The organism is Saccharopolyspora rhizosphaerae, assembly GCF_003931915.1.
GTDB lineage: Bacteria > Actinomycetota > Actinomycetes > Mycobacteriales > Pseudonocardiaceae > Saccharopolyspora > Saccharopolyspora rhizosphaerae.
In genome coordinates this window covers 473393-499990 of the sequence record NZ_RSAA01000015.1, presented here as the reverse complement: position 1 = coordinate 499990, position 26598 = coordinate 473393, and the positions used below count along the sequence as shown (strand labels likewise).

28 protein-coding genes and 1 tRNA gene are annotated in these 26598 nt (G+C 70.9%); 19 read left to right on the top strand and 10 right to left on the bottom strand.

Annotated elements, in window-relative coordinates:
• The first annotated feature begins 14 nt into the window (after positions 1–14).
• The 6 genes from EIL87_RS17265 (at position 15) to EIL87_RS17240 (ending at position 4744) form a co-directional block, all read left to right on the top strand.
• On the top strand, positions 15–500 hold the full coding sequence (locus tag EIL87_RS17265; RefSeq protein WP_125091547.1) for a nucleoside deaminase: 486 nt from the start codon (positions 15–17) through the stop codon (positions 498–500).
• 281 nt (positions 501–781) lie between these two features.
• Entirely contained in the window at positions 782–2200 is a 1419-nt protein-coding gene (locus tag EIL87_RS17260; RefSeq protein WP_125091546.1) for an NCS2 family permease, read from the top strand.
• 53 nt (positions 2201–2253) lie between these two features.
• Entirely contained in the window at positions 2254–2832 is a 579-nt protein-coding gene (locus EIL87_RS17255; RefSeq protein ID WP_125091545.1) for a nucleotidyltransferase family protein, read from the top strand.
• A gap of 104 nt (positions 2833–2936) precedes the next feature.
• Positions 2937–3239, top strand: coding sequence for a hypothetical protein (locus EIL87_RS17250; protein ID WP_125091544.1), 303 nt, complete (start codon positions 2937–2939; stop codon positions 3237–3239).
• Positions 3240–3325: 86 nt separating this feature from the next.
• Entirely contained in the window at positions 3326–3979 is a 654-nt protein-coding gene (locus EIL87_RS17245; RefSeq protein ID WP_125091543.1) for a TetR/AcrR family transcriptional regulator, read from the top strand.
• Positions 3980–4033: 54 nt separating this feature from the next.
• Positions 4034–4744, top strand: coding sequence for an MOSC domain-containing protein (locus EIL87_RS17240; RefSeq protein WP_233576319.1), 711 nt, complete (start codon positions 4034–4036; stop codon positions 4742–4744).
• Between the two features lie 52 nt (positions 4745–4796).
• Here the strand turns inward: EIL87_RS17240 and EIL87_RS17235 are convergent, their stop codons facing one another.
• Entirely contained in the window at positions 4797–5018 is a 222-nt protein-coding gene (locus tag EIL87_RS17235) for a DUF3618 domain-containing protein (RefSeq protein ID WP_125091542.1), read from the bottom strand.
• Positions 5019–5162: 144 nt separating this feature from the next.
• Here EIL87_RS17235 and EIL87_RS17230 point away from each other — a divergent pair.
• A tRNA-Leu gene (locus tag EIL87_RS17230) sits at positions 5163–5236 on the top strand.
• 133 nt (positions 5237–5369) lie between these two features.
• Here the strand turns inward: EIL87_RS17230 and EIL87_RS17225 are convergent.
• On the bottom strand, positions 5370–5699 hold the full coding sequence (locus EIL87_RS17225) for a cupin domain-containing protein (RefSeq protein ID WP_125091541.1): 330 nt from the start codon (positions 5697–5699) through the stop codon (positions 5370–5372).
• Between the two features lie 40 nt (positions 5700–5739).
• Positions 5740–6114, bottom strand: a complete 375-nt coding sequence (locus tag EIL87_RS17220) for a hypothetical protein (RefSeq protein ID WP_199740473.1) — start codon at positions 6112–6114, stop codon at positions 5740–5742.
• A gap of 184 nt (positions 6115–6298) precedes the next feature.
• On the opposite strand from EIL87_RS17220, the gene EIL87_RS17215 reads away from it, so the two are divergent.
• Positions 6299–6904 (top strand): DUF2249 domain-containing protein, encoded by a 606-nt coding sequence (locus EIL87_RS17215; protein ID WP_125091539.1) that lies wholly within the window; start codon positions 6299–6301, stop codon positions 6902–6904.
• Positions 6905–6942: 38 nt separating this feature from the next.
• Here the strand turns inward: EIL87_RS17215 and EIL87_RS17210 are convergent, their stop codons facing one another.
• Positions 6943–7293 (bottom strand): hypothetical protein, encoded by a 351-nt coding sequence (locus EIL87_RS17210; protein ID WP_125091538.1) that lies wholly within the window; start codon positions 7291–7293, stop codon positions 6943–6945.
• 307 nt (positions 7294–7600) lie between these two features.
• Here EIL87_RS17210 and EIL87_RS17205 point away from each other — a divergent pair, with 307 nt between their 5' ends.
• Positions 7601–8464 carry an SDR family oxidoreductase gene (locus EIL87_RS17205; RefSeq protein ID WP_125091537.1) on the top strand — a complete coding sequence of 288 codons (864 nt, stop codon included), beginning with the start codon at positions 7601–7603 and terminating at the stop codon, positions 8462–8464.
• 100 nt (positions 8465–8564) lie between these two features.
• On the top strand, positions 8565–9212 hold the full coding sequence (locus EIL87_RS17200) for a response regulator (protein ID WP_125091536.1): 648 nt from the start codon (positions 8565–8567) through the stop codon (positions 9210–9212).
• 197 nt (positions 9213–9409) lie between these two features.
• On the opposite strand, the gene EIL87_RS17195 is transcribed toward EIL87_RS17200, so the two are convergent.
• Entirely contained in the window at positions 9410–9652 is a 243-nt protein-coding gene (locus EIL87_RS17195; RefSeq protein ID WP_125091535.1) for a PLDc N-terminal domain-containing protein, read from the bottom strand.
• 164 nt (positions 9653–9816) lie between these two features.
• Between EIL87_RS17195 and EIL87_RS17190 the strand changes: the two genes are divergently transcribed.
• The 7 genes from EIL87_RS17190 to EIL87_RS17160 all read left to right on the top strand — a co-directional run bounded on the left by EIL87_RS17190 (position 9817) and on the right by EIL87_RS17160 (position 16388).
• Complete coding sequence (locus EIL87_RS17190) at positions 9817–10923, top strand: sensor histidine kinase (RefSeq protein ID WP_125091534.1); 1107 nt, start codon at positions 9817–9819, stop codon at positions 10921–10923.
• Between the two features lie 97 nt (positions 10924–11020).
• The gene (locus EIL87_RS17185) at positions 11021–11926 is read left to right on the top strand and encodes an ATP-binding cassette domain-containing protein (protein ID WP_125091533.1); all 906 of its coding nucleotides are present in this window, start codon (positions 11021–11023) and stop codon (positions 11924–11926) included.
• Positions 11923–12654, top strand: coding sequence for an ABC transporter permease (locus EIL87_RS17180; protein WP_125091532.1), 732 nt, complete (start codon positions 11923–11925; stop codon positions 12652–12654). The genes EIL87_RS17185 and EIL87_RS17180 overlap by 4 nt, the downstream gene beginning before the upstream one ends.
• 14 nt (positions 12655–12668) lie before the next feature.
• Entirely contained in the window at positions 12669–13811 is a 1143-nt protein-coding gene (locus tag EIL87_RS17175; RefSeq protein ID WP_233576318.1) for a sensor histidine kinase, read from the top strand.
• A 599-nt stretch (positions 13812–14410) separates the two neighbouring features.
• Entirely contained in the window at positions 14411–14983 is a 573-nt protein-coding gene (locus tag EIL87_RS17170) for a dihydrofolate reductase family protein (protein WP_125091530.1), read from the top strand.
• Positions 14984–15376: 393 nt separating this feature from the next.
• Positions 15377–15853, top strand: coding sequence for an RrF2 family transcriptional regulator (locus EIL87_RS17165; protein ID WP_125091529.1), 477 nt, complete (start codon positions 15377–15379; stop codon positions 15851–15853).
• A gap of 73 nt (positions 15854–15926) precedes the next feature.
• Complete coding sequence (locus tag EIL87_RS17160; protein ID WP_125091528.1) at positions 15927–16388, top strand: carboxymuconolactone decarboxylase family protein; 462 nt, start codon at positions 15927–15929, stop codon at positions 16386–16388.
• Between the two features lie 43 nt (positions 16389–16431).
• Here EIL87_RS17160 and EIL87_RS17155 read toward each other — a convergent pair whose 3' ends face one another.
• Genes EIL87_RS17155 through EIL87_RS17145 form a run of 3 tightly spaced genes read right to left on the bottom strand, consistent with a single transcriptional unit; the run spans position 16432 to position 19996 of the window.
• A complete protein-coding gene (locus EIL87_RS17155) occupies positions 16432–18594 on the bottom strand; it encodes a xanthine dehydrogenase family protein molybdopterin-binding subunit (RefSeq protein ID WP_125091527.1) in 2163 nt (720 codons plus the stop codon).
• On the bottom strand, positions 18591–19553 hold the full coding sequence (locus EIL87_RS17150) for an FAD binding domain-containing protein (RefSeq protein ID WP_125091526.1): 963 nt from the start codon (positions 19551–19553) through the stop codon (positions 18591–18593). Before EIL87_RS17150 ends, EIL87_RS17155 begins: the two co-directional genes overlap by 4 nt.
• Positions 19553–19996: a (2Fe-2S)-binding protein gene (locus EIL87_RS17145; RefSeq protein ID WP_125091525.1), complete on the bottom strand. Its 444-nt coding sequence runs from the start codon at positions 19994–19996 to the stop codon at positions 19553–19555. Before EIL87_RS17145 ends, EIL87_RS17150 begins: the two co-directional genes overlap by 1 nt.
• A 224-nt stretch (positions 19997–20220) precedes the next feature.
• Here EIL87_RS17145 and EIL87_RS17140 point away from each other — a divergent pair, with 224 nt between their 5' ends.
• Both EIL87_RS17140 and EIL87_RS17135 read left to right on the top strand, forming a co-directional pair.
• Positions 20221–20787: a TetR/AcrR family transcriptional regulator gene (locus tag EIL87_RS17140; protein ID WP_125091524.1), complete on the top strand. Its 567-nt coding sequence runs from the start codon at positions 20221–20223 to the stop codon at positions 20785–20787.
• A 636-nt stretch (positions 20788–21423) separates the two neighbouring features.
• The gene (locus EIL87_RS17135; protein WP_125091523.1) at positions 21424–22293 is read left to right on the top strand and encodes a Vgb family protein; all 870 of its coding nucleotides are present in this window, start codon (positions 21424–21426) and stop codon (positions 22291–22293) included.
• A gap of 19 nt (positions 22294–22312) precedes the next feature.
• Here the strand turns inward: EIL87_RS17135 and EIL87_RS17130 are convergent, their stop codons facing one another.
• Entirely contained in the window at positions 22313–23587 is a 1275-nt protein-coding gene (locus EIL87_RS17130; protein ID WP_125091522.1) for an amidohydrolase, read from the bottom strand.
• Positions 23588–23732: 145 nt separating this feature from the next.
• Positions 23733–26528: a penicillin acylase family protein gene (locus EIL87_RS17125; RefSeq protein ID WP_125091521.1), complete on the bottom strand. Its 2796-nt coding sequence runs from the start codon at positions 26526–26528 to the stop codon at positions 23733–23735.
• Positions 26529–26598 lie beyond the last annotated feature (70 nt).

Below are 26598 nucleotides of genomic sequence, written 5' to 3'. Positions count from 1 at the left end.
CTTGGAGTGAACCGATGTTCGTGGACACCGACACCGAGCAGGAGCGGGCCTGGATGACCCGGGCGATCGAACTGGCCACCGCCAACGTGGCCGACGGCGGCGGCCCGTTCGGCGCCGTGATCGTCCGCGACGGCGCAGTCGTCGCCACCGGCACCAACCGCGTCACCGTCGACCTGGACCCGACCGCGCACGCCGAAGTCGTCGCGATCCGCCGGGCCTGCCGCGAGCTGGGCGTGTTCTCGCTGGCCGGCTGCGTGCTGGTGACCTCGTGCGAACCGTGCCCGATGTGCCTGGCCTCGGCGATGTGGGCGCGGGTGGACCGGGTCCTGTACGCCGCCGACCGCGATGACGCGGCCGCGGCGGGCTTCGACGACCGCGCCTTCTACGACGCGATGACCGACCCCACCCGGAGCCCGACCGCGGTCGCGCGCATCGACGTCGCGGACCGGAACGCGGCCTTCGACGCCTGGCGGGACAAGGCCGACCGCGTCGAGTACTGAGGACCTCCACGGTCCTGCGCCTGGCGGCGCGTGCCTGAGCGACGCGCGCGCCGCTGCTGAGGCGTGCCCACCGCGGCGGCGCGTCGCTCGACAACCACCTGCGAAGCGGACGATCCCGCGCAACCCACGGCGATGACCGGGTCGCCACCTGCACCGGGCCGCACATCCCGCGGCCCGCACCGCACAACGCCCCGCCACCTGGCTTTCGGCGAGATCTCGCCGGGCTCCACCACGCCCGGACACCGACGTCCCGGGGGCGCCCACCGGCATGGGAGGACGCGATGACCCAGCAGCTGACCACCAGACCCGACAGCGGTCTGGACCGCGTGTTCCGGATCTCCGCACGCGGTTCCACGCTCGCCCGCGAGTTGCGCGGCGGCCTGACCACCTTCGTCGCGATGGCCTACATCGTGATGCTCAACCCGCTGATCCTCGGTTCGGGGACCGACGCCACCGGCGCGAAGCTCTCCCCCGAGCAGCTCACCACCGCCACCGCCGCCACGGCCGGTGTGATGACGATCGTGATGGGTCTGGTCGGCAACGCTCCGCTCGCGCTGGCCACCGGGCTCGGCGTGAACGCGGTCGTCGCCTTCACCATCGCCCCCACCATGACCTGGGCCGAGGCCTTCGGGCTCGTGGTGCTCGAAGGCCTCGTGATCGTGGCGCTGGCCGTCAGCGGCCTGCGTGAGAAGATCATCAACGCCATCCCCGAGCCGCTCAAGGTCGCGCTCACCGTCGGCATCGGCCTCTACATCGCGCTGATCGGGCTGGTCAGCGCCGGGTTCGTGACGCGCGTGCCGGACTCGGCGGAGACGACCGTGCCGGTGCAGATGGGCACCGACGGGCACCTGGCCGGGATCCCGATCGTGGTGTTCTGCGTGACGCTGCTGGTGATGATGGGCCTGATGGCCCGCCGCACGCCCGGCGCACTCCTGCTCGGCATCGCGACCGGGACCGCGCTGGCACTGCTGGCGAACGCGGCCCTGGACGTCGCTGCCGGTCAGTGGGGGACGGTGGTCCCCGAGATGCCCGCGCAGCTGGTCGGCACGCCCGACTTCGGGCTCTTCGGCCAGGTCGACCTGCTCGGGGGCTTCGCGGCCGCGGGCGGGGTGGCCGCGACGGTGTTCCTGTTCACCCTGGTGCTGTCCGGCTTCTTCGACGCGATGGGCACGATCACCAGCGTCTCCTCGCAGGCCGGGCTCGCCGAGAACGGCAAGGTGCAGGGCATGGGCCGGATCCTGGCCGTCGACGGGGTGGCCGCCGCCGCGGGCGGGTTCACCGGGGCCGCGCCGAACACGGTCTTCCTGGAGTCGGCCGCGGGGGTCGCTGAGGGCGCGCGCACCGGTCTGGCCAGCGTGGTCACCGGCCTGCTGTTCTGCCTGACGCTGCTGATCACGCCGCTGGCGTCGGTGGTGCCCGCGCAGGCCGCCGCACCGGCGCTGGTGATCGTCGGCGGGCTGATGATGTCGCAGGTCCGCTTCATCCCCTGGGACGACCCGGAGTTCGTGATCCCGGCGTTCCTGACGCTGGCGGTCATCCCCTTCACCTACATGATCACCAACGGGATCGGAGCCGGCCTGATCGCCTTCGCCGTGATCAAGCTGGCGCGTGGCAAGGTGCGGGAGATCGGCTGGCTCGTCGGGTCGCTGGCGGTCGTCTTCGCGGTCTACTTCCTCGTCTCCGGGCTCACCGGGGTCTGATCCGACGGCCCGGGGACGTCACGCGGAGTCCCCGGGCCAGTACGGTCGGAACCGTGAAGACCCCAGCAGGAGTGGTCCTCGCCGCGGGTGCGGGCCGCCGTTTCGGCAAGCCGAAGGCCCTCGTCGAGCACCGAGGGCGGCTGCTCGTCGACCGCGCGGCGGAGGTCCTCGCCGATGCCGGGTGCGATCCGGTCGTGGTCGTCCTCGGCGCCGCCGCCGACGAGGTCCGCCAGCGCGCAGAACTGCGGGGCGTGACCACGGTGGTCAACCCGGACTGGCCGACCGGCATGGGGTCCTCCCTGCGCACCGCGCTGGACGCCCTGCGCGGTTCCGAGGCCCCGGCCGCGCTCGTGCTCCCGGTCGACATGCCGGGCATCGGCCCGGAAGCCGTCCGCCGCGTCGCCGAGCTGACGGCCCCGGACGTCCTCGCGGCCGCTGCGCACGGGGGCCGCCGCAGTCACCCCGTGTTGCTGGGCAGGGAGCACTGGAGCGGTGCAGCCGCCTCGGCGACGGGTGACGCAGGCGCACGCGAGTACTTGAAGCAACGCACCGTAACGATGGTGTCCTGTGACGACGTATCGGACGGCTTCGATGTTGACCGTCCCGAGGACCTGGACAGGCTCGGCACGTAGAGTGCCAGGGCGACCGAGAGGTGCTGCTGAGAGCCGGTGCGCCTAGCATTGTCTTCCGGTCAAGAGCTCGAACGCCCGAGCGAAGTGGGAGAGCGGAGGCATTCATGGCTGGCGGGCACATCACCGCGAACTACGTACCCCAGGGCGAGGACTGGCAGATCACCGTCACGGACGGTGACGACCAGAAGACCGCGCGTGCGCCCGGCCTGATCGCCGCCCGGGACCAGGCCGAGCAGCTCATCGAGCAGCTCTCGTCCGGCAAGTCCGGCCGCGTGGTGATCCACCTGCTCGACGGCGACGGTTTCGCCTTCACCACCGCCTACCTGCAGGCCCGGCACGGCCTGTCGGACGAAGCGACCCAGCACGCAGCGCGCGCTGCCGCGGCCCACGCCCCGGCTGCGCAGTAGACCCGGCCGCGAGGGGTCCACTGCTCGGTGACTCTTCGCGACCCACCGCTCACGTGCACAGTGGAGGAACCCTCCGGGACCTTAGGATGTCGGGCGTGAACGCGCCGACCAGTCGTGCACCCCAGGAGGAAGCAGCGGTGGCCAGCCTCGAACCGAGCAGGCCGCCCGCCGGCCGGGGACGCCCGCGGGACGCCTCCCGCGATGCTGCGCTGCGCCAGGCCGCCATGGAGGTGCTCGCCCAGGTCGGGTACCGGGCCCTGACCATGGACGCGGTCGCCGCCCAGGCGCGCGCGGGCAAGGCCACGATCTACCGGCGCTGGGACTCCAAGCTCGACCTGGTCATCGACACCTGCAACGAACTGGTCCAGCGCCGGATCCCCGAACCCGACCTCGGCTCCGTCGCCGAGGACCTCGGCGAGTTCCTGCGCGCGTTCGCCACGCTGCTGACCGGGCCGGTCGGCAAGGCCGCGCAGGCGCTGGTCGGCGAGCTCCCGCACGAGCCGGAGCTGGCGGTGAAGTTCCGCGAGTCCTTCCTGCTGCCCCAGCGCGACGTGCTGCGGCGCATCATGGAGCGCGGCGTGCGGCGCGGCGAGATCAGTCCCGACGCCCCGATCGACACGGTCGGCGAGCTGGCCGGCGCGGGCCTGATCTACCGGCTGATGCTCGCCGACGAACCGCTGGACACCGGTTTCGTCGACCGCCTGCTCAACGAGGCGCTGCTGCCGCTGCTCAAGCGCTGATCGTCCGTTCCACGCGTTAGGGTGACATCACCCCAGGTGATCGGAGGTCGGTTCGTGTCCCAGGTCCTCGAGCTCAACCGCTGGCCGGTGAAGTCGCTGCGCGGCGAGCAGGTCGCCGCCGCCCGCTTCGACGAGCGCGGCATGGCGGGCGACCGCGCCTACGCACTGCTCGACGAGCGGCCGAACCGCGCCGGCAACGTCCTCACCGTCCGGCAGAACCAAGCCCTGCTGGCCTGGTCGGCGACCTACGGCGACGTCGTCGACCCCGCTGCGGCCCCGACCCTGAAAGGCCCTGGTGACCAGCGCTTCTCCTGGGAGGACCCGGAGCTGGTGGACGCCCTGGAGCGGTCGCTGGAGATCCCGGTGCGCTTGAACGCCGCCGACGGTCAGCAGGACCGGGGTCCGACGGTGCTGGTGACCTTCGAGTCCTCGCGACGAGGCCTCTGCGAGGAGCTGGACGCCGAGGTCGACCTCCGCCGCTTTCGCACGAACCTGCACCTCGACGCGGACCTGCCGCCGTTCGCCGAGCAGGACTGGGAACCGGGCGCGACGATCACCGCGGGCGAGGTGGAGCTGACCGTGACCGGCGAGCACGCCGGCCCGTGCATCCGCTGCGCGGTGCCGAGCTGGGACGCGGAAGGACGCGAGCGCTGGCGGGAACTGCAGGCGCACCTGATCGAACGCCACGAGAACAAGTTCGGCGTGATCATGCGGGTGGCTCGACCGGGCACGGTCAGCGCGGGCGACGCGGTCGAGGCGGGTTGAGCCGGTCCCGGTGTTCTGGGGTCAGGTCCGAGACCCCAGAACAGCCGGCACCTCACTTGAACAGCTTGCGCACGACCACCGCGGTGACCAGTACGCCGACTCCGATCAGCGCGTAGCGCACCTTGGGGTCGTCCAGCTTCTCCTTGACGCTGGCCTTGCCGGCGTCGACGAACCGCTGCGGGTTCGCCTGAGCGCTCAGCCTGTCCAGCGTGTCGGCCAGCGCGTCACGCGCCTGCTCGATGTCACGCTCGATGGCATCTTGATCACGGGCCACGTGTCCTCCTCACGTTCACCTGGCTGCCAACACCGTAGTTCACGGTGGATCAAACGCCGCACCAGCCGCGCCCATGTCCCCTGCTCGGGTCCTCACCCACCCCGGAGAACATGATCGACACACGCGCTACGCTGTGCTCACCGAGGGGCCGTAGCCCAATTGGCAGAGGCACTAGGTTTAGGTCCTAGACAGTGAGGGTTCGAGTCCCTCCGGCCCCACTGCCTTCGGGGTGAGGTGGGTTCGCGGGACGCGCGAGCCACCTCGTGCCCGCCCTCGTTCCCAGCCTGCGTCTCCCACCGGTGCTCCGCAGGACGTCCGCGGTCTTCGCGTTCGGCGCGCAGGTTGGCCGGACTACCGCACCAGAGCGGTCAGCAGGACGGCTGCGTCGTCGAGCGCTTCCACGGCGTGCCGCGCGGGAGGGATGACGACGTGGTCGCCCGCCGCTGCGTCGCAGGTCTCGGTGGCGGTGCGCAGCCGGATCCGGCCGCGCAGGACGTGCAGCGTGGCCTCCCCCGGGTTCTCGTGCTCGGCCAGTTCCTGACCGGCGAGCAGCGCCAGAACGGCCTGGCGCAGGCGCGCGCCCTGTCCACCGTGGAGGGTGCGGGCCGCGCGTCCGCTGGACGCCTGCCTGGCGGCGGCGAGCTGTTCGTCGGCCACCGCGGTCAGTGACACGGGTTCCACGGGCGTGACCTCCTGCGGAAGGGCACCGGGCGGTGCCGGTTCAAGCGGAGAGCAGCCAGGTGCCGGTGAGCACGAGAGCTGCGACCTTGGCGACCTCCAGGGCGATGTAGGCGTGGTGCGCGCGTGAGCGCGGGGCGTCCCGGCCCGCCAGGACGGCGTCGGAGCGCCGGGACAGGCGCGGGCGGACCGCGACCAGCTGCACCAGCAGCGTCCCGACGGCGACCAGCACAGATGTGATGATGCGCCCCGTCGGGGGAAACAGCACGAGCGCCACGAGGGCGACCACGGCGAAGAGGACCTCGGCGGCGTTGAGCGCGCGGAAGACGAGGCGCCCGATGCCCAGCCCGATCTGCGGCGTCACGTTCGGCGCGCGGAACTTGAGCGGGGCTTCGAGGAACGAGATGGCCAGGACCATGCCCAGCCACACCAGGCTGACCGCCACGAGCACCGCGGTCGGAGCGTCCACGTCACCTCCCGCACCGGACTGGTGGGCAGGGCACCGAGGGACCCCTCCACGGCTGCCCTGCTGCGCACGTCACGTGGGATGATCGCACGTGGTTGCACGTGAGAGGAACTTCGTGACGGGAGAGTGCTGCGCCATGGCCGACCAGGAGCGCGAGTGGGACCTGCGGTCGCTGGCCGAGCCCGAGAAGCGCCCGACGGTCCTCGCCGGATACGCCGACCTGCCAGTAGGGGGTTCGCTGGTCGTGGTCGACGACCGCGATCCCCAGGGCGTGCGCGCGGCGTTGGAGGAGGAACACCCGGGCAGCCACGACTGGGAGCACCTCTCGCGCGGCCCCGAGGCCTGGCGCGTGCGCATCACCAAGCTGACCACCACACCGCTCCCCCGGGTGCTCGTCAACACCGACGACGTCGCGGACGGCGCCGCCGGTTCGGACACCACCGGCCCCGTGTGGAAGCTCCCGGTCCGCGACCGCGACCTGGACTCCAACGTCATCGCCCTGCCACCCGGCGGCACCATCGACGCCCACACCGGCCCGGACGTCGACGTTCTCGTCCACGTGCTGTCCGGCTCAGGCCGGCTCGGCACCGAGCGCGGCGAGGTCGACCTGCGTCGAGGAGCGCTGCTCTGGCTGCCTCGCCGCTCCCGGCGCCAGTTCACCGCGGGCGACGAAGGCCTGCGCTACCTCACGGTCCACCAGCGCCGGCAGGCCTTGCAGCTGCACGCCCCTCCCGCGCCCTGAGGCGGTTCGGAGAACGGCTGGCCCGCCCGGCTCGCGGCTCAGCTGGTCAGGCCGGCTTCGATCCGGTGCTGTTCGACGAGTTCGGCGTAGTCCTCGGGATCGGCCTCGCCGAGAGCGACCGCGTGCTCGGGACCGACCGCGTCGAGGACGCGTTCGAGCAGGCCTTCGGCCCGTCGAGCCGTGGTCAGCACCCCGACGACCAACACCGCTCCCCCCGGGGTGCCCGGCTCGTCAGCGACGCCGGTGCTCCACGGGATCTCGCATGGACCCCGGTGCGATTCGTCCGGGCACAGCAGGCGCGCGACCACCTCCTGCGCCGCAACGGCGTCGTCCACGCTCCCGAAACCGCGCACCCGGACCTCGTGCACGCGGCCTTCTTCCTCGGACATCCGTCCCCCCACGAGTTCGTGCTCCGATCGCACCACCCAACGTCCCACCGACACGAACCGCACACCTCCGGGAACCCCCCGAGGACACCCTGCCCCCCACCCCCGCACCGACCGATCACGCACCCGGAGACCTGAACCCCCACACGCCCGGTCGCGAGCGGGGGTGACGACATGTCGCGCGACATGTCGTCACCCCGCCGTGTCGGCAGTCGGTGCCCGCGGTGCTGGTGTCGGTGCGCCCCTGGGGTGCGGGGGTCGCGAGGCTTAGGCTCGCGGTGCAACCAGTTGCTCACACCGAGGAGGGCCGATGGCCACCGATCAGCGGGTCTGCATCGTGACCGGGGCGAACTCGGGCACCGGGTACGTCACGGCGCTCGAGCTCGCCCGCAGCGGAGCGACCGTCGTCATGCTGTGCCGCAACGAGTACAAGGGCACCGCCGCGCGCGAGAAGATCGTCGCCGAGACGGGCAACCAGCAGGTCGAGCTGATCGTCGCCGACCTGGCGGAGATGGCCGAGGTCCGCCGCGCCGCCCGCGAGTTCGCCGAGCGGCACGCGAAGCTCGACGTGCTCGTCAACAACGCCGGAGGTGTCACCCAGACCCGCCGCGAGTCCTCCGAGGGGCTGGAGGCGATGTTCGCGGGCAACTACCTCGGGCACTTCCTGCTGACCGACCTGCTCCTCGAGCAGCTGAAGAACGCCGGTCACGCGCGGGTGGTCAACGTCAGCTCCATGGCGCACAAGGGCGCCAAGCTCGACTTCGACGACCTCCAAGGTCGGAGCAGCTGGAACGCGATGCGCGGCTACGCGCAGTCCAAGCTCGCGCAGATCCTGTTCACCTACGAGCTCGCCGAGCGTCTGCGCGGCACCGGCATCACCGTCAACGCGATGCATCCCGGCGCCGTCGCCTCCGGCTTCAAGAACGGAACCAGCGGCCTGGTGAAGGCACTGGTCGGAGGTTTCTACGCGGTCTTCGGCATTTCCCCGGAGAAGGGCGCCGACACGATCCTCCACCTGGCGAACGCACCGGAGGTCGCCGAGGTCACGGGTCGGTACTTCATCAAGCGCCGCCCGGTCGCCACCAGCAAGGCCTCCTACGACACCGAAGCCCGCGAGCGCCTGTGGGCGGTGTCGGAGGAACTAGTCGCCTCCGTCGACGAACCCCGCCGCTGAGCCGCGGAACTTCCCGAGATCCGAACTGCGCCACGAGGACCGGCGTTCGCGGTATACCGTTGTTCCGGCTGTCCTCTTCCGACTGCGGGTGTGGTGATCTGTGAGCGTCAAGGTTGTGCTGCTCGACGACGAGGACCTCGTGCGGTCCGGGATCCGGATGATCCTGGAGTCCGATCCCGAGATCGCCGTGGTGGCCGAGGCCGCCAACGGGGTGGGGATCGTGGACCTCGTGGCGAAGTTCTCGCCGGACGTCGTGCTCACCGACATCCAGATGCCCGAGGTCGGCGGCCTCGAGGTGACCGAGCGGCTCGCCGCGCTGCCCGACCCGCCTGCCGTCGGCGTGCTGACCACCTTCGACGTGGACGAGTACGTGCACGCGGCGTTGCAGCACGGTGCGGCCGGCTTCCTGCTCAAGGACACCCGGCCGCACGAGCTCGTCGCCGCCGTGCACACCCTCGCCGGCGGCGAGGCGATGCTGTCACCGCGGATCACCCGCAAGCTGCTGGCGACCTTCTCCACCGGCGGCGGCGCCGCCCAGTCCGCACGATCCAAAGTGGACAAGCTAACGGCGCGGGAGCGCGAGGTGGCCGTCGCGGTGGCGCAGGGTTCGAGCAACGCCGAGATCGCCGCCGACCTCTACATGAGCCAGTCCACCGTGAAGGTCCACATCGGACGGATCATGCACAAGCTCGACGCCGTCAACCGCACCCAAGTCGCCATCATCACCCACGACGCCGGCCTGGCCTGAGAGTCGATCGGACGTGCCGCTCCGCTCAGCGGTGCTTGAGGTGTGGAACTCAGCCCGCACCGCGCCAGGCGCTGAGCAGCTTCGTGACGAGCACGCCGCGCGGCAGACGTGCTCAGTGGGCGAACGCAGCCGCTGCGCTCTTCCGTCCCGGGGTTGCTGCCACCCGCACCGCTGAGCGGAGCACTCCCCACGACGCCTCAGCAGGCCGCGCGGCGCCGGTAGGCGTCGCTCCGCCCGATCAGGAACCACGCCAGCACGCCCAAGAACGGAGCGGAGAAGGCGATGACGACCCACACCAGCTTCATGCCGAGCGACAAGGGCGAGCCGAGGACGCTGACCACGGCGCAGACGAACAGCACCAGCCAGCCGATCAGCACCAGCGCGGCCACACCCAGGCCGCCTGCGAACAGGAGCTGATCCGGGTGGTGAACGAAGTCCATGTTGTTTCCTCTCACCGTGTTCCGTCGTCGTTGATCAACCACGCTAGGCGTCCACGACCGCCGCGACGTCCCTCGACCCGCTCGTCCGAACTTGGCCGAAAGTCGTAGGCGTCTCGGCCGGTCGGCGAAGGTGGCGGGTGATCGCCGCAGCTAGAGTCGGCCGGGTGCGCGACCTCTTCGACCGTGAGCGCCTGCTGTCCTGGTGGGACGGCAAGGTGCACCAGCTGCTGATCGACATCGGCGTCGCGCTGCTCTTCAGCGGGATTCCCGACAGCCTCCAGGCACCGCTGTGGGAGCACGTCCTGCACGTCGCGATCCTGTTCGCGCTGCTCGTGCGCAGGCGGTTCCCGATGGTGACGGCGTTGGCCGCGATCGCCGCGATGGTGCTCGCCTTCCACCTGACACCGTCCTGGGTCGCGCTGTACACCTACGCGCGCCGCCACGGCGCCGCGTTCTCGACGTGGGTCGTGGGTGTGGCGCTCATCGGGACCGCCGTGGTGGTGAACCTGCTCCACTACCCCGACGACGAGCTGTTCCCGACCCTGCTGAGCATCGGCGTGAACGCCGCGCTCCACACCGTGCCGGGGATGCTGGGGTTGTGGTTGCACCAGCGGCAGGAGCTGATGACCGCCACGAGCGAACGCATCGACCGCGCCGAGCGGGAACGCGCGCTGCTCACCGAACGGGCCGTCACCGAGGAACGGCGGCGGATCGCGCGCGAACTGCACGACGTGATCGCCCACCGGGCCAGCGTCATGTCCCTGCAGGCCGGCGCGCTGACGGTGCACGCGAAGGACGAGGGCACGGCCGACACCGCGGAGGTCATCCGGGACAACAGCGCGAAGGCGCTCACCGAGCTGCGCGGCATGCTGCGCGTGCTGCGGGAGAGCCCGTCCGACCTGCCTGAAGCACCGAGCTTGGACGACATCGCCGAGCTGGTGCGCGATGCCGGGCCCGACGTGCGTCTGAGCACGCCTGACGAGCTGCCCGAGACCTCCGGGAGCACCGGTCGCGCGGCCTACCGGGTCGTGCAGGAGGCGCTGACGAACGCGGCGCAGCACGCCCCGGGTGCACCGGTGTCCGTCGTCGTCGAGGTCGATGACGACCTCGCCCTCACCGTCACCAACGGTCCCAGCGAGCAGACGGGGATTCCCGGCCCCGGGTACGGGTTGCTCGGGATGCGTGAGCGCGTCGCGCTCGCCGGTGGCTCCCTCGAGGTCGGACCGACCACCGACGGGGGCTTCCGGGTGGCAGCGGTGCTGCCGCGGTGACCGAAAGTCGTACCAGCTCGTAGCTGGAAGTCAGACGTCCTGAGCCCCTCCGACCCGCGATCGTCGTTGTCATGCGATCCGACTTCGAGGAGCAGGGTTGATCACCATCCAAGGACTCACCAAGCGCTACGGCGACGAGCTCGCCGTCCACGACCTCACCTGCACGATCCGGCCGGGCGTGGTCACCGGCTTCCTCGGCCCGAACGGGGCGGGCAAGTCGACCACGATGCGGCTCATGCTCGGCCTCGACAGCGGCGAAGGGGAAGTCCTGTTCCACGGGCGCCCCTACCGCGCACTGCCGAACCCGGCGCGCGCGGTGGGCGCGCTGCTCGACGCGCGGGCCGCGCACCCGGGCCGCTCGGCGCTCCAGCACCTGCGGATGATCGCCGCGGGCGCCGGGATCTCCGGACAGCGGGTCCGGGAGGTGCTGGCCGCCGTCGGGCTCGACGAGGCCCGGCACCGCCGCATCGGCGGTTTCAGCCTGGGCATGCAGCAGCGGCTGGGCATCGCCGCAGCCCTGCTGGGCGATCCGGAGCACGTGGTCCTGGACGAACCGACCAACGGGCTCGACCCCGAGGGCGTGCGCTGGATCCGCTCGCTGCTGCGCAACCTCGCCGACGAGGGGCGGACCGTGTTCGTCTCCTCGCACCTGCTGTCCGAGATCGCGCAGTTCGCCGACGACCTCGTGGTCATCGGCGAAGGCCGGTTGATCGCCGCGGAACCGGTGCGCCAGTTCATCACCGCGAACACCCGCACCCGGGTCGTGGTGCGGACGCCGGAAGCGGACAAGATCCGGACGTTCCTGCGCGGCACAGGTTTCCAGGTGCAGCCGGAGGACGTCGACGCCCTGGTCGTGGACTCCGGCGACGTCGACGCGGTCAGCGCCGCAGTCCGCCGGGCCGGCCTGCCGGTCCGGGAGCTGCACACCCGCCGCAGCAGCCTCGAGGACGCCTTCTTCAACGCCACCGCCAACGCCACCAGCTACCGGGGAGGAGCAGCATGACGACCACGGAGATGACCAGCGGGAGCGGTGTGCGGCGCGCTCTGGCGTACGAGTGGAGCGCGTTCAAGACCGCACGGTCCAACTGGGTGCTGGTGGGAGCCGCGCTCGTCGTGCAGCTGCTGCTCACCGTCGTCGCACACCACTCCGGCGAACACGGCGACATCACCTTCGACAAGGTGCTCTCCGTCGGGTGGCTGTTCGCGGCCCTCGTCGCGGCGCTGGGCGTCAACTCCTTCGGGACCGAGTACCGGTACCGCACGATCTCCACGACCGTGCTCGTCGCGGGCTCGCGGCTGCGCGTGTTGCTGGCCAAGGCGGTGGTGGTCACCGCCGCCGCTGCCGTGACCGAAGTGGTGGTGGTGTCGGCGTCCTGGGTGGTGCTGGCCACGGCGCTCGGTGCGGCACCGACGGTGTCGACCTCGTTGGCGATGGGCACCGGAGTCGTCGTCTACGCGGTGCTGCTGACGCTGATCGGGCTCGCGCTGGGAGTGCTGCTGCACGGATCGGTGCTGCCGATCGCGATGCTGGTGGTGTGGCCGCAGGTCGAGATGTTCTTGATCAACCAGCTGGACCTGCCGCAGTGGCTGCACGTCGTGCTGCAACCGTGCTACTCGGCCCGCCAGTTGATCAGCGAGTCTCCTGACTGGCCGGGGGTGTTGCCGATGCTGGGCCTGTCAGCGGTGCTGCTCGGTGCTGCGGGCATCGTCCTGTCCCGCCGCGACGTGTGAGTACGGTGACGGACGTGCCGGTCGATCGGGAGCGCTCGTGGTTGTCGTGGTGGGACGGATCGCTGCGGTCGTTGTTGTTCGACCTCGCCGTCGCAGCGGCCCCGGTGGCCGGTGAGCTCTACTCGCACGGCGGCCGCCTCAGCGACACCTCACCGCTGGCGATCGGCACGCTGATCATCGGGTTCCTGGCACTGGTGGTGCGGCGGCGGTTCCCCTTCGCCGTCGCCGTGGTGGTGGCCGCGGGGTCGGTGCCCGCCGATGCCGTGATCGGCATGCCGCAGGTCGGGCTGTTCACCGCGGCCAGCCGGTGCGGACCACGAGGGGTGACGTGGATCGCCACCGCGGTCCACCTGCTGGCTCTCGTGCCGAAGATGTGGGTGTGGGACTCCTTCCCGCTGGGCGCGGTGGCGAGCCTCGTGGTGGGCACCGTGGGCGTGCCGCTGCTGATCGGGCTGTGGGTGTTCGGGCGGCGACGCGTGCTCGCCGACTACCGGGAGCACGCCGAGCAGGTCGAGCGCGAGCGAGAGCTGCTGGCCGAGCGGGCCGTGGAGGCGCAGCGGCGCGAGATCGCCCGCGAGATGCACGACGTCGTCGCGCACCGCATCGGCCTGGTGTCCCGGCACGCCGACGTCCTGGCGGCCGACGCCACCGACGAACGCAGCGCCGAGCTCGCCGAGGTCCTCCGCTCCACCAGCGCGACCGCGATGTCCGAGCTGCACGAGATGCTGCGCGCGCTGCGCGACGAGGCCGATCCGGAACCGGCGTCGTCGAGCACGACCGGCATCGCAGAGCTCGTCACCGGGGCCGTTCGGTCGGGGGCGAACGTGCAGCTCGACATGCCGGATCCCGCCCCGCAGGTCCCGCCGGAGGTGGGCCGCGCGGCCTACCGGGTCGTGCAGGAGGCGCTCACCAACGCCGCCAAGCACGCCCCGCACGCGGCGGTGCAGGTCGCCGTGCGGCGCGACGACGAGGAGCTCACGGTGTCGGTGCTCAACCGCCGCAGTCCCCGCGGCCACGCCGTCGCACTGCCCACCTCCGGGTTCGGCCTGGTCGGCATGCGCGAGCGCGTCGCCCTCACCGGCGGCACGCTCCACACCGGCCGCACAACCGAAGGCGGCTACCAAGTCCGAGCCGTCCTCCCCCTCGACGCTGTCTAAGACGTGACCCGCTCAGCGGTCCGAGCGCACGAGCCGACCCGCTCAGCGAACTCCGGAGCACCGCACCCGAAGCACCCCCACTCCGCATCCCCACGGCCGCACTCGCCCCAACCCCGCTCAGACCTGCGTCGGCTGCGGCCTCGACGGAGTCCCCCGCTCGAAGTTCTCGCGACGTTCGACCCCCGAACTCCCGGGTCAGAATTCGCGCGAAGTTCGACGGCTCGCACGGCGAGCTCTGACCCACTGCGTGAGCTCGGCGCGCAGCACACCTGACGTACACCCAGTTCGCATCGACACGGCTGCACTCGCCCCGCCCCCGCTCAGCCAGGACCGGCGGCGGCCGCGGACCCGAAGACCCCCGTTCGAAGTTCTCGCGAGGTTCGAGGCCTGAAGTTCCGAGTCGAAGTTCTCGCGAAGTTCGAACGCTCGGGCGGTACGGGAGGGGCTGACCAGCGGATTCGCGGCACACCTCCCACGGGTCCTGGGTGGGGAGGTCGCCTCGTCCGGGTGACCCGAAGCCGCTGATCCAGGCGCTCGACCGATGAGTTCTCGCGTGCTCGGGGGTCTGCACAGCACACGGAACGAGGAAGGGCGCAGACATGTCGGACCTGGTTGTGGACTTCATCACCTCGCTCGACGGGTACGCCTCAGCGGAGGGGTGGCCGGGTTTCTGGGGTGTGGAAGGACCGGAGTACCTCGACTTCATCGGCAGCGGTGAGGAGAACGAGCACCTCGCGCTCATGGGCGCGCGGACGTACCGGCTGATGTCGGGCTTCGCCGCCGAGGCCTCCGACGAGGCCGGGTTGGCCGAACTGACGGCGATGCGCAAGGTCGTCTTCTCCTCGACCCTGAGCGCACCGCTCAGCTGGGCGAACAGCGAGCTCGTGACGGGCGATGCGGTGTCGGCGGTTCGGGAGCTCAAGCAGCGCGAGACCCGGCCGCTGCGCACCATCGGCAGCCTCAGCCTGAGCCGTTCGCTCATCGAAGCCGGCGTGGTGGACCGCTTCCGGCTCGTCATCTTCCCGGTCATCACCGGGAAGACCGGCCAGGAACGCATCTTCGACGGCTACCCCGACCTCAAGCTCGACCTGGTCCGGAGCCGCACCTTCGACGGCCAGCTGCAACTCCTCGAGTACATCCCCACCGTCCTCGACGCCCCACCGAACTCCTGACCCTCGCAGCAGGAGCGGAGGCACACCTGGTCAGCCGAGGGCGGGTGCGCCCGCCGATGCGGACGCCGCTGTCCTCCACGGTTTCCGCGCGCGGTCGGGGACCTCGACCGCGACGGGCGGCTCGGGGTGACCGCGACCAGGGAAGCGGTCGCCGGGCAGCCAGGTCAGCGGGTCAGCGGGTCAGCGTCGTGGAAGCCGCACATCCGCGGCGGTCGGCGAATTCGAGGGAGGACCGGCGCGCGATGAGCCGTCGCACCAGGTCGAGCCATCGGCACGCCGATACCCCGCACGCTCACGAGGCGGAACGCGCACGACGCTGTCAAGCCACGACTGGACCAGCCGACCCACAGTTGCCGGATCAGATCCTGGACGTCCAACATCCAGGTTGTCCGGATGAGCGAGGGCGTCGAGTGGGCGGTGCACAGCTGCCCCAACCTCGCCTGGCTCGGCGAGGAGCGCGCTGTGCCCGCGGCGAAGCTGGCGGCGTTCTACGAACTCCCACCCGCTTACCTGAACAAGCAGCTCCAAGCTTTGGCCCGCGCCGGGGTCGTAACCCCGACCTCCGGGTCGCGCGGCGGTTTCCGCCTCGCGCGTCCACCCGAGAAGATCACGCTGATGGACGTCGTCGCCGCGATCGAGGGCGAGGAGGAAGCGTTCCGCTGCACCGAGATCCGGCACCGCGGCGGTTCTGACAGCGGCGAGCGCGGCGGTCCGCCGTGCGCGATCCACACCTCCATGCGCAAGGCCGAACTCGCCTGGCGGCGCGAGCTGGCGTCCCAGAGCATCGCCGACATCGCGTCCACTGTGGAGGAGCACTCCCCCGACGCGTCCGAGCGGGTTCGCCGTTGGTTCGGCGACACCCGGGCCTGACGACACACCTGCCCCCAGGGGCTCACGCAGCCCGCAATCCTGGACATCACACATCCGAGAAGAGGAGAGAGCCATGCGAGGACGGATCGACGACTTCGCCACGAAGGCGGGCGACGGCTACAAGGGGATGCGCGCGGTGGAGGGCTACCTCGCGAACAGCGACATCCCGGAACCCTTGCAACACCTGGTCAAGCTGCGGGTGAGCCAGGTCAACGGCTGCGCCTTCTGCGTCGACATGCACGGCAAGCACGCCAAGCAAGCGGGTGAGACCGACGAGCGGTTGTTCGGCGTCGCAGCCTGGCGCGAGTCACCGCACTTCACCAGCGCCGAACGCGCGGCCCTGGACCTGGCGGAGGCGAGCACGCGGCTGGCCGACAACCCGCACGGCGTTCCCGACGAGGTGTACGAGGCAGCACGCGCCGAGTTCGACGAGCAGACGCTCACGGCACTGGTGATGCTCATCGCCACCACCAACGCCTGGAACCGCATCAGCGTGATCAACCGCACCGTCCCCGGCAGCCACACGCCGCGATGAGGAGCGCCGGGCGGCCTCCGGCGAGGCCGCCCGGCGTGGAACCTCAGTCCACGAGCAGGTCCTCGATGGTGATCGGGATGTGGCGGACCCTGATCCCCGTGGCGTTGTGGACGGCGTTGGCGACCGCGGCGGCCACGCCGACGGTGCCGATCTCGCCGAGCCCCTTGGCTCCCACCGAGTTGTGCAGCGTGTCCGGGTACTTCACGAACTCGACGTCGACCTCGGGGATGTCGGCGTTGACCGGAAGCAGGTAGCTGGCGAAGTCGCCGTTGGCGAGACGACCGCTCCCCTCGACCTCCACAGCCTCGTGCAGCGCCGCCGACACGCCCCAGATCATGCCGCCCTGCAGCTGGCTGGTGGCCAGCTGCTCGTTGATGATCCGGCCGCAGTCGAACACACCGAGCATCCGGGAAACCCGGACTTCGCGCGTCAACCGGTGCACCGCGACCTCGACGAACTGGGCGCCGAACGAGCTGAAGGAGTGCTTGGTCAGCTCCTCGCCCGGCGCCGAGCTCCCGCTCACCGACACCGACTCCTCACCGAGCGCCCGCAGCAGCTCTCCGACGGTGATCGACTCACCGCGGGCGAACAGCTCGCCGTGCGCGTAGGTGACGTCCTCGCCCTCGAACGGCGCGCCCGGCCTGGAGGCCAGAGCGGTGAGCTCGTCGACGGCCGCGGTCGCCGCGAGCTGGATCGCGGTGCCGACGCTGGCGGTCGCCGTCGAACCTCCCGACAGACCGCCCGGCGGCAGCGCCGAATCGCCGAGTTGCGGCCTGATCCGCTCCTCGGGCAGGTCCAACGACTCCGCACCGATCTGCCTCATCACGGTGAGCAGGCCGGTTCCCGGGTCGGCGCCGCTGGTGGAGACCACGGCGGTGCCGTCGACCCGCAGCTCGATGCCGACCGTGGCCGGGAACCGCAGCGCCGGGAACATGGCCACGGCCACGCCCATGCCGACCTGCCAGTCGCCCTCGGTGCGGCCCTGCGGACTCCGGTTCGCCCAGCCGAAGCGCTGCGCGCCGAGGGTGAAGCACTCGTCGAGGTGCTTGCTGGACCACTGCAGGTCCTTGCCGGGCGGGGCCGTCGAGTTGTTGCGCCTGCGCAGCTCGATCGGGTCCATTCCGAGCTCGACCGCCAGCTCGTCGATCGCGCTCTCCAGCGCGAACGACCCCGGGGCCTCACCGGGAGCGCGCATGAACGTCGTCGGCGGGACGTTCAACGGCACGATCCGCTGGGACACCGCGAGGTTCGGCGTGGCGTACCACTCCAGCGAGGTGCCGTGCGAGGTCGGCTCGACGAACGAGCGGGCGGCGTCGGTGGTGCACCACGAATCGTGCCGCACCGCGATCAGCCGACCGTCGCGGTCGGCGCCCAGCGCCACCGCCTGCCGGGTGGCGGCGCGGCCCGCGGTGGCGGTGAACACCTGCTCGCGCGTCAGCGTGGCCTTGACCGGACGGCCCAGCGCGCGGCTGGCCGCGGCCGCCAGGAACGCGGGCGTCGAGGTCTTGCCCTTGCCGCCGAAAGCGCCGCCCACGTACGGGTTGACGACGTGCACCTGCGCGACGTCGACGCCGAGGGCGGTGGCCACGTCCGCGGCGACCATGTGCGAACCCTGGTTCGGCGTGTGCAGCGTGAGCTCGCCGCCCTCCCACACCGCGACCGCGGAGTGCGGCTCCATCGCGGCGTGGTTCTGCGTCGCGGTCGAGTAGGTGTGCTCGACGACGACCGGGCTCGACCCGAACGCTTCGGCGATGGAGGTCACCCCGGAGTCCTCGTCGAGGATCTCCAGGTCTTCGCGGTCAGGTGTCGTCTCGGCTTCGGCCAGCCCCTCCTCGAACGAGGTCTTGGCCGGCCTGACCTGGTAGGAAGTCCTCACCAGGGCTGCCGCGTCGCGCGCCTGCTCGAAGGTCTTGGCGACGACGAAACCGATCGGCTGGCCGTAGTAGGTGACCTCGCGGTCCTGCAGCGGCACCCAGGTCTCGCCCAGCATGGAGCTCGGCGTGGTCAGTTCCAGCGTGTCGAACGGCGTGTAGACGCCGAGCACACCGGGCGCGCTCTTGGCCGCGGTGACGTCCATGCTCTCGATCTCGCCGTGCGCGATCGTGCTGAGCACGAGGTAGCCGTAGACCATGCCGGGGACGTTGTTGTCGGCGCCGTACTTGGCCTGGCCGGTGACTTTCAGCGGGCCGTCCAGCCGAGCGGTCACAGCTGCATCCCTCCGGTGGTGTCGAGCAGGGCGCGGACGATCGTCCGCTTCAGCAGGGAGACCTTGAAGGCGTTGCCGGACAACGGCTTCGCACCTTCGGGCGCGAGCGCGGCGGCGGCTTCGAAGGTCTCCTCGGTGGCGGGCTTGCCGCGCAGCACGTCCTCGACGACGCCGAGCCGCCACGGGACGGTCGCCACGCCACCCGCCGCGACGCGGGCGTCGGCGACCACCCCGTCGCGGACGTCGAGCGCCACCGCGGCCGAGGTCAGCGCGAACTCGTAGGACTGGCGGTCGCGGACCTTGACGTAGGTCGAGTTGCTCGCCCAGTCCAACCGCGGCACGACGACCTCGCTGATCAGCTCACCCTCGCGCAGGTCGTGCTCGGCCTCCGGGGTCTGACCCGGCTGCAGGTAGAACTCGGCGAGCGCGACGCTGCGCTCCCCGTCCGCGCTGACCAACCGGACCTCGGCGTCCAGGGCGACCAGCGCGACCGCGAGGTCGCTGGCGTGGGTGGCCACGCAGGCGTCGCTGGTGCCGAGGATCGCGTGCATCCGGTTGGCGCCCTCGACCGCAGGGCACCCGCTGCCCGGGTCCCGCCGGTTGCAGGGCACGTCGACGTCGCGGAAGTACCCGCAACGCGTGCGCTGCAGGAGGTTCCCACCGATGCTGGCCATGTTCCGCAGCTGCTGCGACGCGCTCTGCGACAGCGCGCGCGAGATCACCGGGTAGACGCCGGGGTGGGCGGCCACCTCGCTCATGCGCTCCAGCGCACCGATGCGCAGCCCGTCGGAGGTGTCGATGCCGCGCAGCGGCAGGCCGTTGATGTTCTGCACCCGCTGCGGGGTGAGCACGTCGAGCTTCATCAGGTCGACGAGCGTGGTGCCGCCGGCCAGGAACGTGCCGGTGCCGTCGAGCGCTTCGTCGATCGTGGTGGGTGCGGTCAGTTCGAAGGAGCGCATCAGCCCACCTGCCTCGCCTGGTGCACTGCCGCCACGATGTTCGGGTAGGCCGAGCAGCGGCAGAGGTTGCCGGACATGAACTCGCGGACGTCCTCGACGTCCTGCTCGACCGCCGCGACGGCCGACATGACCTGGCCGGACGTGCAGAAACCGCACTGCAGCGCGTCCTGGTCGAGGAACGCCCGCTGCACCGGGTGCAGCGACTCGCCGTCGGCGAGCCCTTCGACGGTCGTCACCGGCTCGTGGACGGTGGCCGCCAGCGTGAGGCAGGACAGGACGGGCCGACCGCCGACGTGCACCGTGCACGCACCGCACTGGCCCCGGTCGCAGCCCTTCTTGGGGCCGGTGATGCCGAGCTTCTCGCGGAGCGCGTCGAGCAGCGTCACGCCAGGATCGACGCTGAGGTCTTCCGTCCTGCCGTTGATTTCCAGTGAGAGGTCCACAGAATCTCTTCCCCACCCGTCCGCGGGCAGCGGAGGGCGGCATGCTCGTCGTGGTGGGAGCTAGACTCGAACCTGTGTGCGGATACTCATCCGCTTCAGGTGGAACCGAAGCTACCGGATTTTTATCCGCTCCGCAACGAGTGTTCTCACCCTCATGCCGTCCAGGTGCGGGGACCGGTGCACTACATTCCGGGGGACGACCAGGTGCCGACCGGGGAGGGACGATGACGACGGGCTCGGTGAACCCCCGCCGCGCGGACACCCGGCGCAACCACGAGGCGATCCTCAACGCAGCGGCCCAGTCGCTGGCGTGCGCCGAACGCGTCTCGTTCAACCACATCGCCAAGCAGGCCGGTGTCGGCGTGGGCACGGTGTACCGGCACTTCCCCACCCCGGAGTCGTTGATCATCGCGGTTTACCGGCGCGAACTGGAGCACCTCGGTGACGTCGTCCCGGAACTGCTGGAGCGGCACGACCCCGAACAGGCGTTCCGCGCCTGGGTCACCGACCACCTCGCGCACTACATGATGACCAAGCGCGGCCTGGCCAAAGCGCTCAGCGCCGCGTCCTCGTCGCAGGCCGAACTCCCGGTCAACGCGCACGAAACCCTGGTCGAGGCGCTGAGCTCGCTGCTGCGCGCCAACGCCGAGACGGGCAACGTCCGCTCCGACCTCAAGCCGGAGACCGTCCTGCGCGGGCTCGGCGGCCTGCTCTACCTCGACCCCAAGAGCGACTGGCGTGCGGAGACCAGCGACCTCCTCGACCTCCTCTGGCGAGGCATGCGCCCCTAGCTACGGCCTCACGACGCAGTCGTGCCGAACCCTCATCAGGCTTGAGGTGACGCCACCTGGCCCCCGTCCGTCGAACTTCGCGCGAGGTTCGACCCCCACAGCCCCGCGCAAAGTGCGCGCGAAGTTCGAACGCAGCTCACGGGAGCTCGGGGCAGCCCACGCGCCTTGGACCTCCGTGGTCGCGGCCCGGAAGACGTGGCCCCGTGACCGTTGGCCCGATCACCTGCGCGGCGTGCGGACTCCTCGGCATCCCGGGATCCGCGAAGGACTGGCTGGAGCGCCACAACGCGGCAGGCCACGCGTGCTCGTCACCCGTGGCTGGAGTGTTCACAGCTCGCCAGGACCGTCACCCGACATTCGTTCGGTCACCCGCATCCCCTTCGTCTCCGCGCCGACCTACCGCACTCCCGCAGCGCCCACACCACCCGACGAGCGAGCCGACCAGGATCAACGCAGCGAACTCCCCCGCAGGCGCCATGATCACACACACGAGGGAGGGGTGGACATCTCGCGCGACATGTCCACCCTTCGCAGCTGGAGTGCTTTTCGCGCGAGATGTGCGGTTTGTTCGCTCGATCGAGGTCGTCAACCCGAAATTCCGTTGCCGCGGAGGCGTTCGAGGGGGAGGCTGCTCTGGTGGATTTCGCGGAGGTACCGATCGGCGAACCCGGGTGCGGGCCTTACGGCGTCGCTGCCGGAGTGGACGGCGAGGTGTGGTGCACCGAGGTGCACCACGGTCGGGTCGGGCGGCTCGGTCCCGACGGCGAGTACCGGGGTTCCCAGGTGGGGCCGGTGGATTCGCGGCCGACGGTGATCGTCGCCGGCCCTGACGAGGCGATGTGGTTCAGCCTCTACCAGGGCAACCGGATCGGCCGCATCGGCTTCGACGGGTCGGTGCGCGGGTTCGGCGTGCCGGACGCCAACCCGTACGGACTCGCGGTCGGGCCGGACTCCGCGTTGTGGTTCACCGCGATGAACACCGACCGGATCGGGCGCATCACCACCGACGGAACGATCAGCGAGTTCTCGCTCGACGTACCGGGCGGCTTCCCGTCGATGATCACCAGCGGCCCGGACGGCGCGCTGTGGTTCACGCTCAACCAAGCCAACGCGATCGGCCGGATCACCCTCCAGGGTGCGGTGCGCACCTTCCCGGTCCCCACGCCCGACGCCGCACCGGTCGGGATCGCCGCCCACGGTGACGCCCTCTGGTTCGTCGAGATCGGCGCAGGTCAGATAGGCCGCATCACTCCGGAGGGGGACATCACCGAACACCCGCTCCCGGACCGGGGAGCGCGACCGCACGCGATCACCGGCGCCCCCGACGGCTCCTGCTACTTCACCGAGTGGGCCGCCGGCCGCGTCGGACGCATCACCCCGGACGGCGACATCGACGCGCACGCCCTGCCCCACCCGAACTCCGAACCCCACGGCCTCACGGTCACCCCGGACGGAGTCCTCTGGGCCGCGCTCGAAACCGGCTCCCTGGCCTGGGCGAAGATCTGACAACCGACCACAGTGGACGTCAGTCGAGCCACTCCAGGGCCGCGGTGGTGAGAGCTTTGACCCCAGTGGTGAGGGTGGGTTCGACCTCGGGAGCGAAGTGCGGCGAGTGGTTGGCCGGGATCCGCTCGGCGACCGCGTCCTCGGCCACGGCCTCCTGGAAGCGCACGGCGTCGGTCCCGCCGAAGAACCAGTAGCAGGTGGGGACGCCCGCCGCGGTGCCAAACAGGCCGACGTCCTCGCTGGCCATGGCGGGCGGGAGGTCGACCACCGACTTCTCCCCCAGCGCAGCGCGCAGCGCACCTGCGGTGCGGGCGGTGGCGTCCGGGTCGTTGAGCAGCAGCGGGAACCGGGTGAGCTGCTCGAACTCGGGTTCCCGGTCCGCACCCGAGGCCACGGCCTCGGCGCGGACGATGCGGCGGACGGCGGCGAGGACGCGCTCGCGGACGCGCTCGTCGAAGGACCGGACGTTGACCAGCAGTTCCGCCTGCTCGGGGATGATGTTCTCCTTCGATCCCGCCCGGATCGAGCCGACCGTGACCACCGCCGTGTCGTCACCGGCGACCTCGCGGGAGACGACGGTCTGGAGCCGCAGCACCGTCGCGGAGGCCATCACGACCGGGTCCACGGTGTTCTGCGGCTGCGAACCGTGCCCGCCGCGCCCGAACATGGTGATCTTCAGGCCGTCGGCGGCGGACATGCTCGGCCCGGTCATCATGCCCACGGCACCGCTCCGGAACGGGAAGACGTGCTGGCCCAGGCAGACGTCCGGGCGCGGGAAGCGCTCCAGCAGGCCGTCGTCGAGCATCGCCTGCGCCCCGGCGCCGATCTCCTCGGCGGGCTGGAACACCGCCAGCACCGTCCCCGACCACCGCGACCGCGCGTCGACCAGCAGGTCCAGAGCTCCGAGCAGGCAGGTGACGTGCATGTCGTGGCCGCAGGCGTGCATCACCGGCACGTCCGAGCCGTCCGACGAGGTGGCCCGCTCGCGGCTGGCGTAGTCGAGCCCGGTCTGCTCCAGCACGGGCAGCGCGTCGAAGTCCGCGCGCAGCAGCACCGTCGGCCCGGCCCCGTTGCGCAGCACACCCACGACGCCGGTGCCGCCGACGCCGGTCGTCACCTCGAACCCCAGGTCACCGAGCCGCCGCGCGACCTCGGCAGCCGTCCGGTGCTCCTGGAAGGACAGCTCCGGGTGCGCGTGGAGGTCCTTGTACAGCGCGGTCAGATCACCGCGGATCTCGTCCAGCCGCCCGAAAACGTCGTCCACTCCGGCCCTCCGATGGTTGCTCACCCGCATGATCCCGGGCCGAACGGCTGACCGGAAGACCGGACCAGCCGGCCCTCGGGACATGATCTTCGCGCACCGGTACGCCTGGAACCCGCAGGAGCGGGTTTCCAGGCGATTCTGCCGTCGCACCGGTCGACGCCGCGCGAGGAACGGGTCAGCGGTGGGAGGGGAACTCGACGACCTGCTGGTAGGTCGGGCGGTTCTGCCAGCTGATCTTGTCCTGGCTGATGCCGCCGATCTCGTTCTGCACGATCGCGTCCGCGCACCACTGGTCGCCCGGCTCGCAGTCCTCGTCGCCCGGGTAGATCTCCTCTGACGGCACCTCCGCGGCTTGCGCGAGGGTGTCGAGCAGCACCTGGCGGCACGCGCCCAGGTCACCACCACCGCAGAGCGGAGGGCCGAAGCCGCCCGGGACCTGCTCGCCGAGCACGGCGCGGAGGTCCTTGGAGACCTGGCCGAACCAGCCGAACTGGAACGCCGAGCCCTGGTGGCCCTGGCCGACGTGCAGGCCGGGTTCGCCGTTCTGCCAACCCGACGGCGACTCGTTGACCTGCATCATCGCCGTCATCGCCTGGTAGGCGGGGGCGCCGACGGCCGGTTCGAACTGGCCGCGCACCAGCAGCGGCCACCACGCGTCGAACAGCTCGATCGCGCCGGCGTGGGCGTACTCGTGGCTGCCCGGGGAGGTCTCGACCCGCTTGCCGCCGTCGGCCAGCCACGCGCGCAGCGCGTCGACCAGCGGTTTCGTCCGCTCGTCGGGCTCGCCGACAACGCGCAGCAGGTCCGGCAGGACGCGTTCGGCGCGCAGGTCGGTGATGCCGGCGTCGGCCATCGCCTGCACCAGCTCGACGCGGCTGAACTCGTCACCCGCGGCGATCTGCTCGCGGACCCGGCGGTCGAGCAGGTCGCCGCGCTGCACGGCGTTCTTCTCCGCCCGGTCGCCCGCGGTCCCCGGAGCCTGCTTGTTGTTCCAGCTGATGTAGTAGTCCTGGTTGATCGAGTTCGGGTGCTCGGCGAAGGTCTGGTAGGTCGCCGTGTTGTCCTCGGGGTTCCAACCCGGCCAGTCGTTGGCGGGGTCGGAGGTGATGGGCATGCTCGGGTCGACGTGGGGTCGGCGCACCACGTTCGCGCCCGAGTTGAAGTAGGCGGTGTCGCGGGAATCGGCGTAGAACCAGTTGAAGGTGTAGTTGATGTCGTGGGCCGCGCGCTGGAAGTCCTCCGCCGACTTGACCGCCCCGGGGTCGTTGAACTTCTGGAACCCGATGATCGAGTCGACCTCGTGCAGGAACGTCGATCGAGCGGTGGTGTAGGCGACCGGCTTCCCGTCCACTGTGGCCCGGTGGGTCACCGGCCCGTAGCGGGTGCGGAACGACACCAGCCGGTAGGAGCCCTCGGGGGTGTCGTCGCCGAGGTTGGGCTCCCACGCGTTCGTGCGCTCGACGGTCTGCATCGGCAGGCATTCGCCGCGGAACCGGTAGTGGTCCGAGTCCTTGGTGACCGGGCCTCCGTCCGGCGAGCAGAGCTCGACGGCGTAGGTGTCGATCATGTCCTGCGAGGCGGTGGTGGCGCTCCACGAGTAGTCCTGGCCGCGGCCCAGCAACGTGTAGAAGCTCAAGCCGGCGAACGAGGCGCCCTTCGAGGAGATCCCCGGCCCCTGCAGTTCCTGCAAGGTGAGCAGCTGCGGTGAGAAGTAGCCGGTCTGCGGGCCGAACACCGCCACCGGGTGGCCGCTCTCGGTGTGCTCACCGGAGACGACCAGCGCGTTGGACATGCCGCGGCGCTCGGCCATGTCCGCGGGCAGCACCCCGTCGTCGAACATGCCGCGCAGCGGGTCCTGCGGGTCCACCACCGGGCGGGATTCCTGCTCGTCGGGCTGGTTGGCCGAGCCCGTCGGGTCGAAGACGAGCTGCTGGTCCTCCACCGACCCCGGGTCCGGCACGGCCTCGCCGCTCGGGTTCTGCGGCGTGGTGCCGTAGGGGAAGGAGCGTCCATCGTGGACGGTGCTGATGGCCTCCGGGTCGTTCTCGGCGCGGAAGGAGGCCCAGACCTGCTCCCCGCGCTCGGGGCCGAAGTGCTCGTGCAGCGCCATGCGGGCGACGGCGTTCTGCACCTCTCCTCCGCCGCCACCGCCGAACTGGGCACCGACCAGCGAGGCCAGCACGACGAGGTCGGTGAGCTTGAACGGCTCGATGCGGCCTTCGTTGGTGACCGGGTCGACGTGACCGGTGGCGACGTACTCACCCGGGAAGTACCGGCCCTGGTGCGCCTGCTGGACGTAGGTGTTGATGCCGTCGAGGTAGGACTGCGCGTCCTGCAGCGCGATCCGGCCGCGCTCACCCTGCGCGGCCACCCGGTCGATCTGGTCCTGCAGCTCCTCCTCGGTGTAGGGCGAGACGGAGAAGAAGCTCTGCTCCAGCTCCCGGTTGGCGGGCGCGCCACCGGCGAACGGGGTCACCTCACCGCGACCGGCGTGCCGGAGCGCGTCCATCAGGAACAGCTTGTCCTCGGCGGTCGTGTAACCGGCGCCGAAGGTGGTGCCGGAACGCGTGTCGCCGTAGACGTGCGGGACACCAGCGGTCTTGTCGCGGATGACGGTCACGTCGGCGCGCGGCCGGTAGGTCCGCTCCACGTCGTCGGGCTCCACGCCGAAGGAGTGGTCGTTGAAGAACTCCTGGATGGTCCCGGTGGTGAGTTCCCGGTACCCGCCGGCCAACGCGTCGTACTTGCCGAGCTGGTCGTCGGAGTGCTTCGGTCGGGTGCCCAGCAGCATGTGCGAGACCAGCTCGGCGAAGGTGGCGTTGCCGTTCTGCCCCGGCGGGAGGATGTCGTGGCACTGCTGCCGGCAGTGGTCCTCCGGCGGCGACACGTCCTGGGCTCCGGCGCCCGGTGCGATCAACAGGGATCCCGCGATGACCGCCACCGTGGTGACGACCAGTGAACGTCGCGCCATGCCAGCCCTTTCCGATGCGGATCTCCTCCGGCACCGGCACGCTAGCCATCCCGACGATGAATAGAAAGCT

Bases quoted from the DNA above. Each gene is read 5' to 3' on its own strand.
- EIL87_RS17265 (WP_125091547.1), top strand. From the start codon at position 15: ATGTTCGTGGACACCGACACCGAGCAGGAGCGGGCCTGGATGACCCGG.
- EIL87_RS17260 (WP_125091546.1), top strand. From the start codon at position 782: ATGACCCAGCAGCTGACCACCAGACCCGACAGCGGTCTGGACCGCGTG.
- EIL87_RS17250 (WP_125091544.1), top strand. From the start codon at position 2,937: ATGGCTGGCGGGCACATCACCGCGAACTACGTACCCCAGGGCGAGGAC.
- EIL87_RS17245 (WP_125091543.1), top strand. From the start codon at position 3,326: ATGTCGGGCGTGAACGCGCCGACCAGTCGTGCACCCCAGGAGGAAGCA.
- EIL87_RS17220 (WP_199740473.1), bottom strand. From the start codon at position 6,114: ATGGTCCTGGCCATCTCGTTCCTCGAAGCCCCGCTCAAGTTCCGCGCG.
- EIL87_RS17215 (WP_125091539.1), top strand. From the start codon at position 6,299: ATGGCCGACCAGGAGCGCGAGTGGGACCTGCGGTCGCTGGCCGAGCCC.
- EIL87_RS17210 (WP_125091538.1), bottom strand. From the start codon at position 7,293: ATGTCCGAGGAAGAAGGCCGCGTGCACGAGGTCCGGGTGCGCGGTTTC.
- EIL87_RS17205 (WP_125091537.1), top strand. From the start codon at position 7,601: ATGGCCACCGATCAGCGGGTCTGCATCGTGACCGGGGCGAACTCGGGC.
- EIL87_RS17195 (WP_125091535.1), bottom strand. From the start codon at position 9,652: ATGGACTTCGTTCACCACCCGGATCAGCTCCTGTTCGCAGGCGGCCTG.
- EIL87_RS17180 (WP_125091532.1), top strand. From the start codon at position 11,923: ATGACGACCACGGAGATGACCAGCGGGAGCGGTGTGCGGCGCGCTCTG.
- EIL87_RS17170 (WP_125091530.1), top strand. From the start codon at position 14,411: ATGTCGGACCTGGTTGTGGACTTCATCACCTCGCTCGACGGGTACGCC.
- EIL87_RS17165 (WP_125091529.1), top strand. From the start codon at position 15,377: ATGAGCGAGGGCGTCGAGTGGGCGGTGCACAGCTGCCCCAACCTCGCC.
- EIL87_RS17160 (WP_125091528.1), top strand. From the start codon at position 15,927: ATGCGAGGACGGATCGACGACTTCGCCACGAAGGCGGGCGACGGCTAC.
- EIL87_RS17150 (WP_125091526.1), bottom strand. From the start codon at position 19,553: ATGCGCTCCTTCGAACTGACCGCACCCACCACGATCGACGAAGCGCTC.
- EIL87_RS17140 (WP_125091524.1), top strand. From the start codon at position 20,221: ATGACGACGGGCTCGGTGAACCCCCGCCGCGCGGACACCCGGCGCAAC.
- EIL87_RS17130 (WP_125091522.1), bottom strand. From the start codon at position 23,587: ATGCGGGTGAGCAACCATCGGAGGGCCGGAGTGGACGACGTTTTCGGG.
- EIL87_RS17125 (WP_125091521.1), bottom strand. From the start codon at position 26,528: ATGGCGCGACGTTCACTGGTCGTCACCACGGTGGCGGTCATCGCGGGA.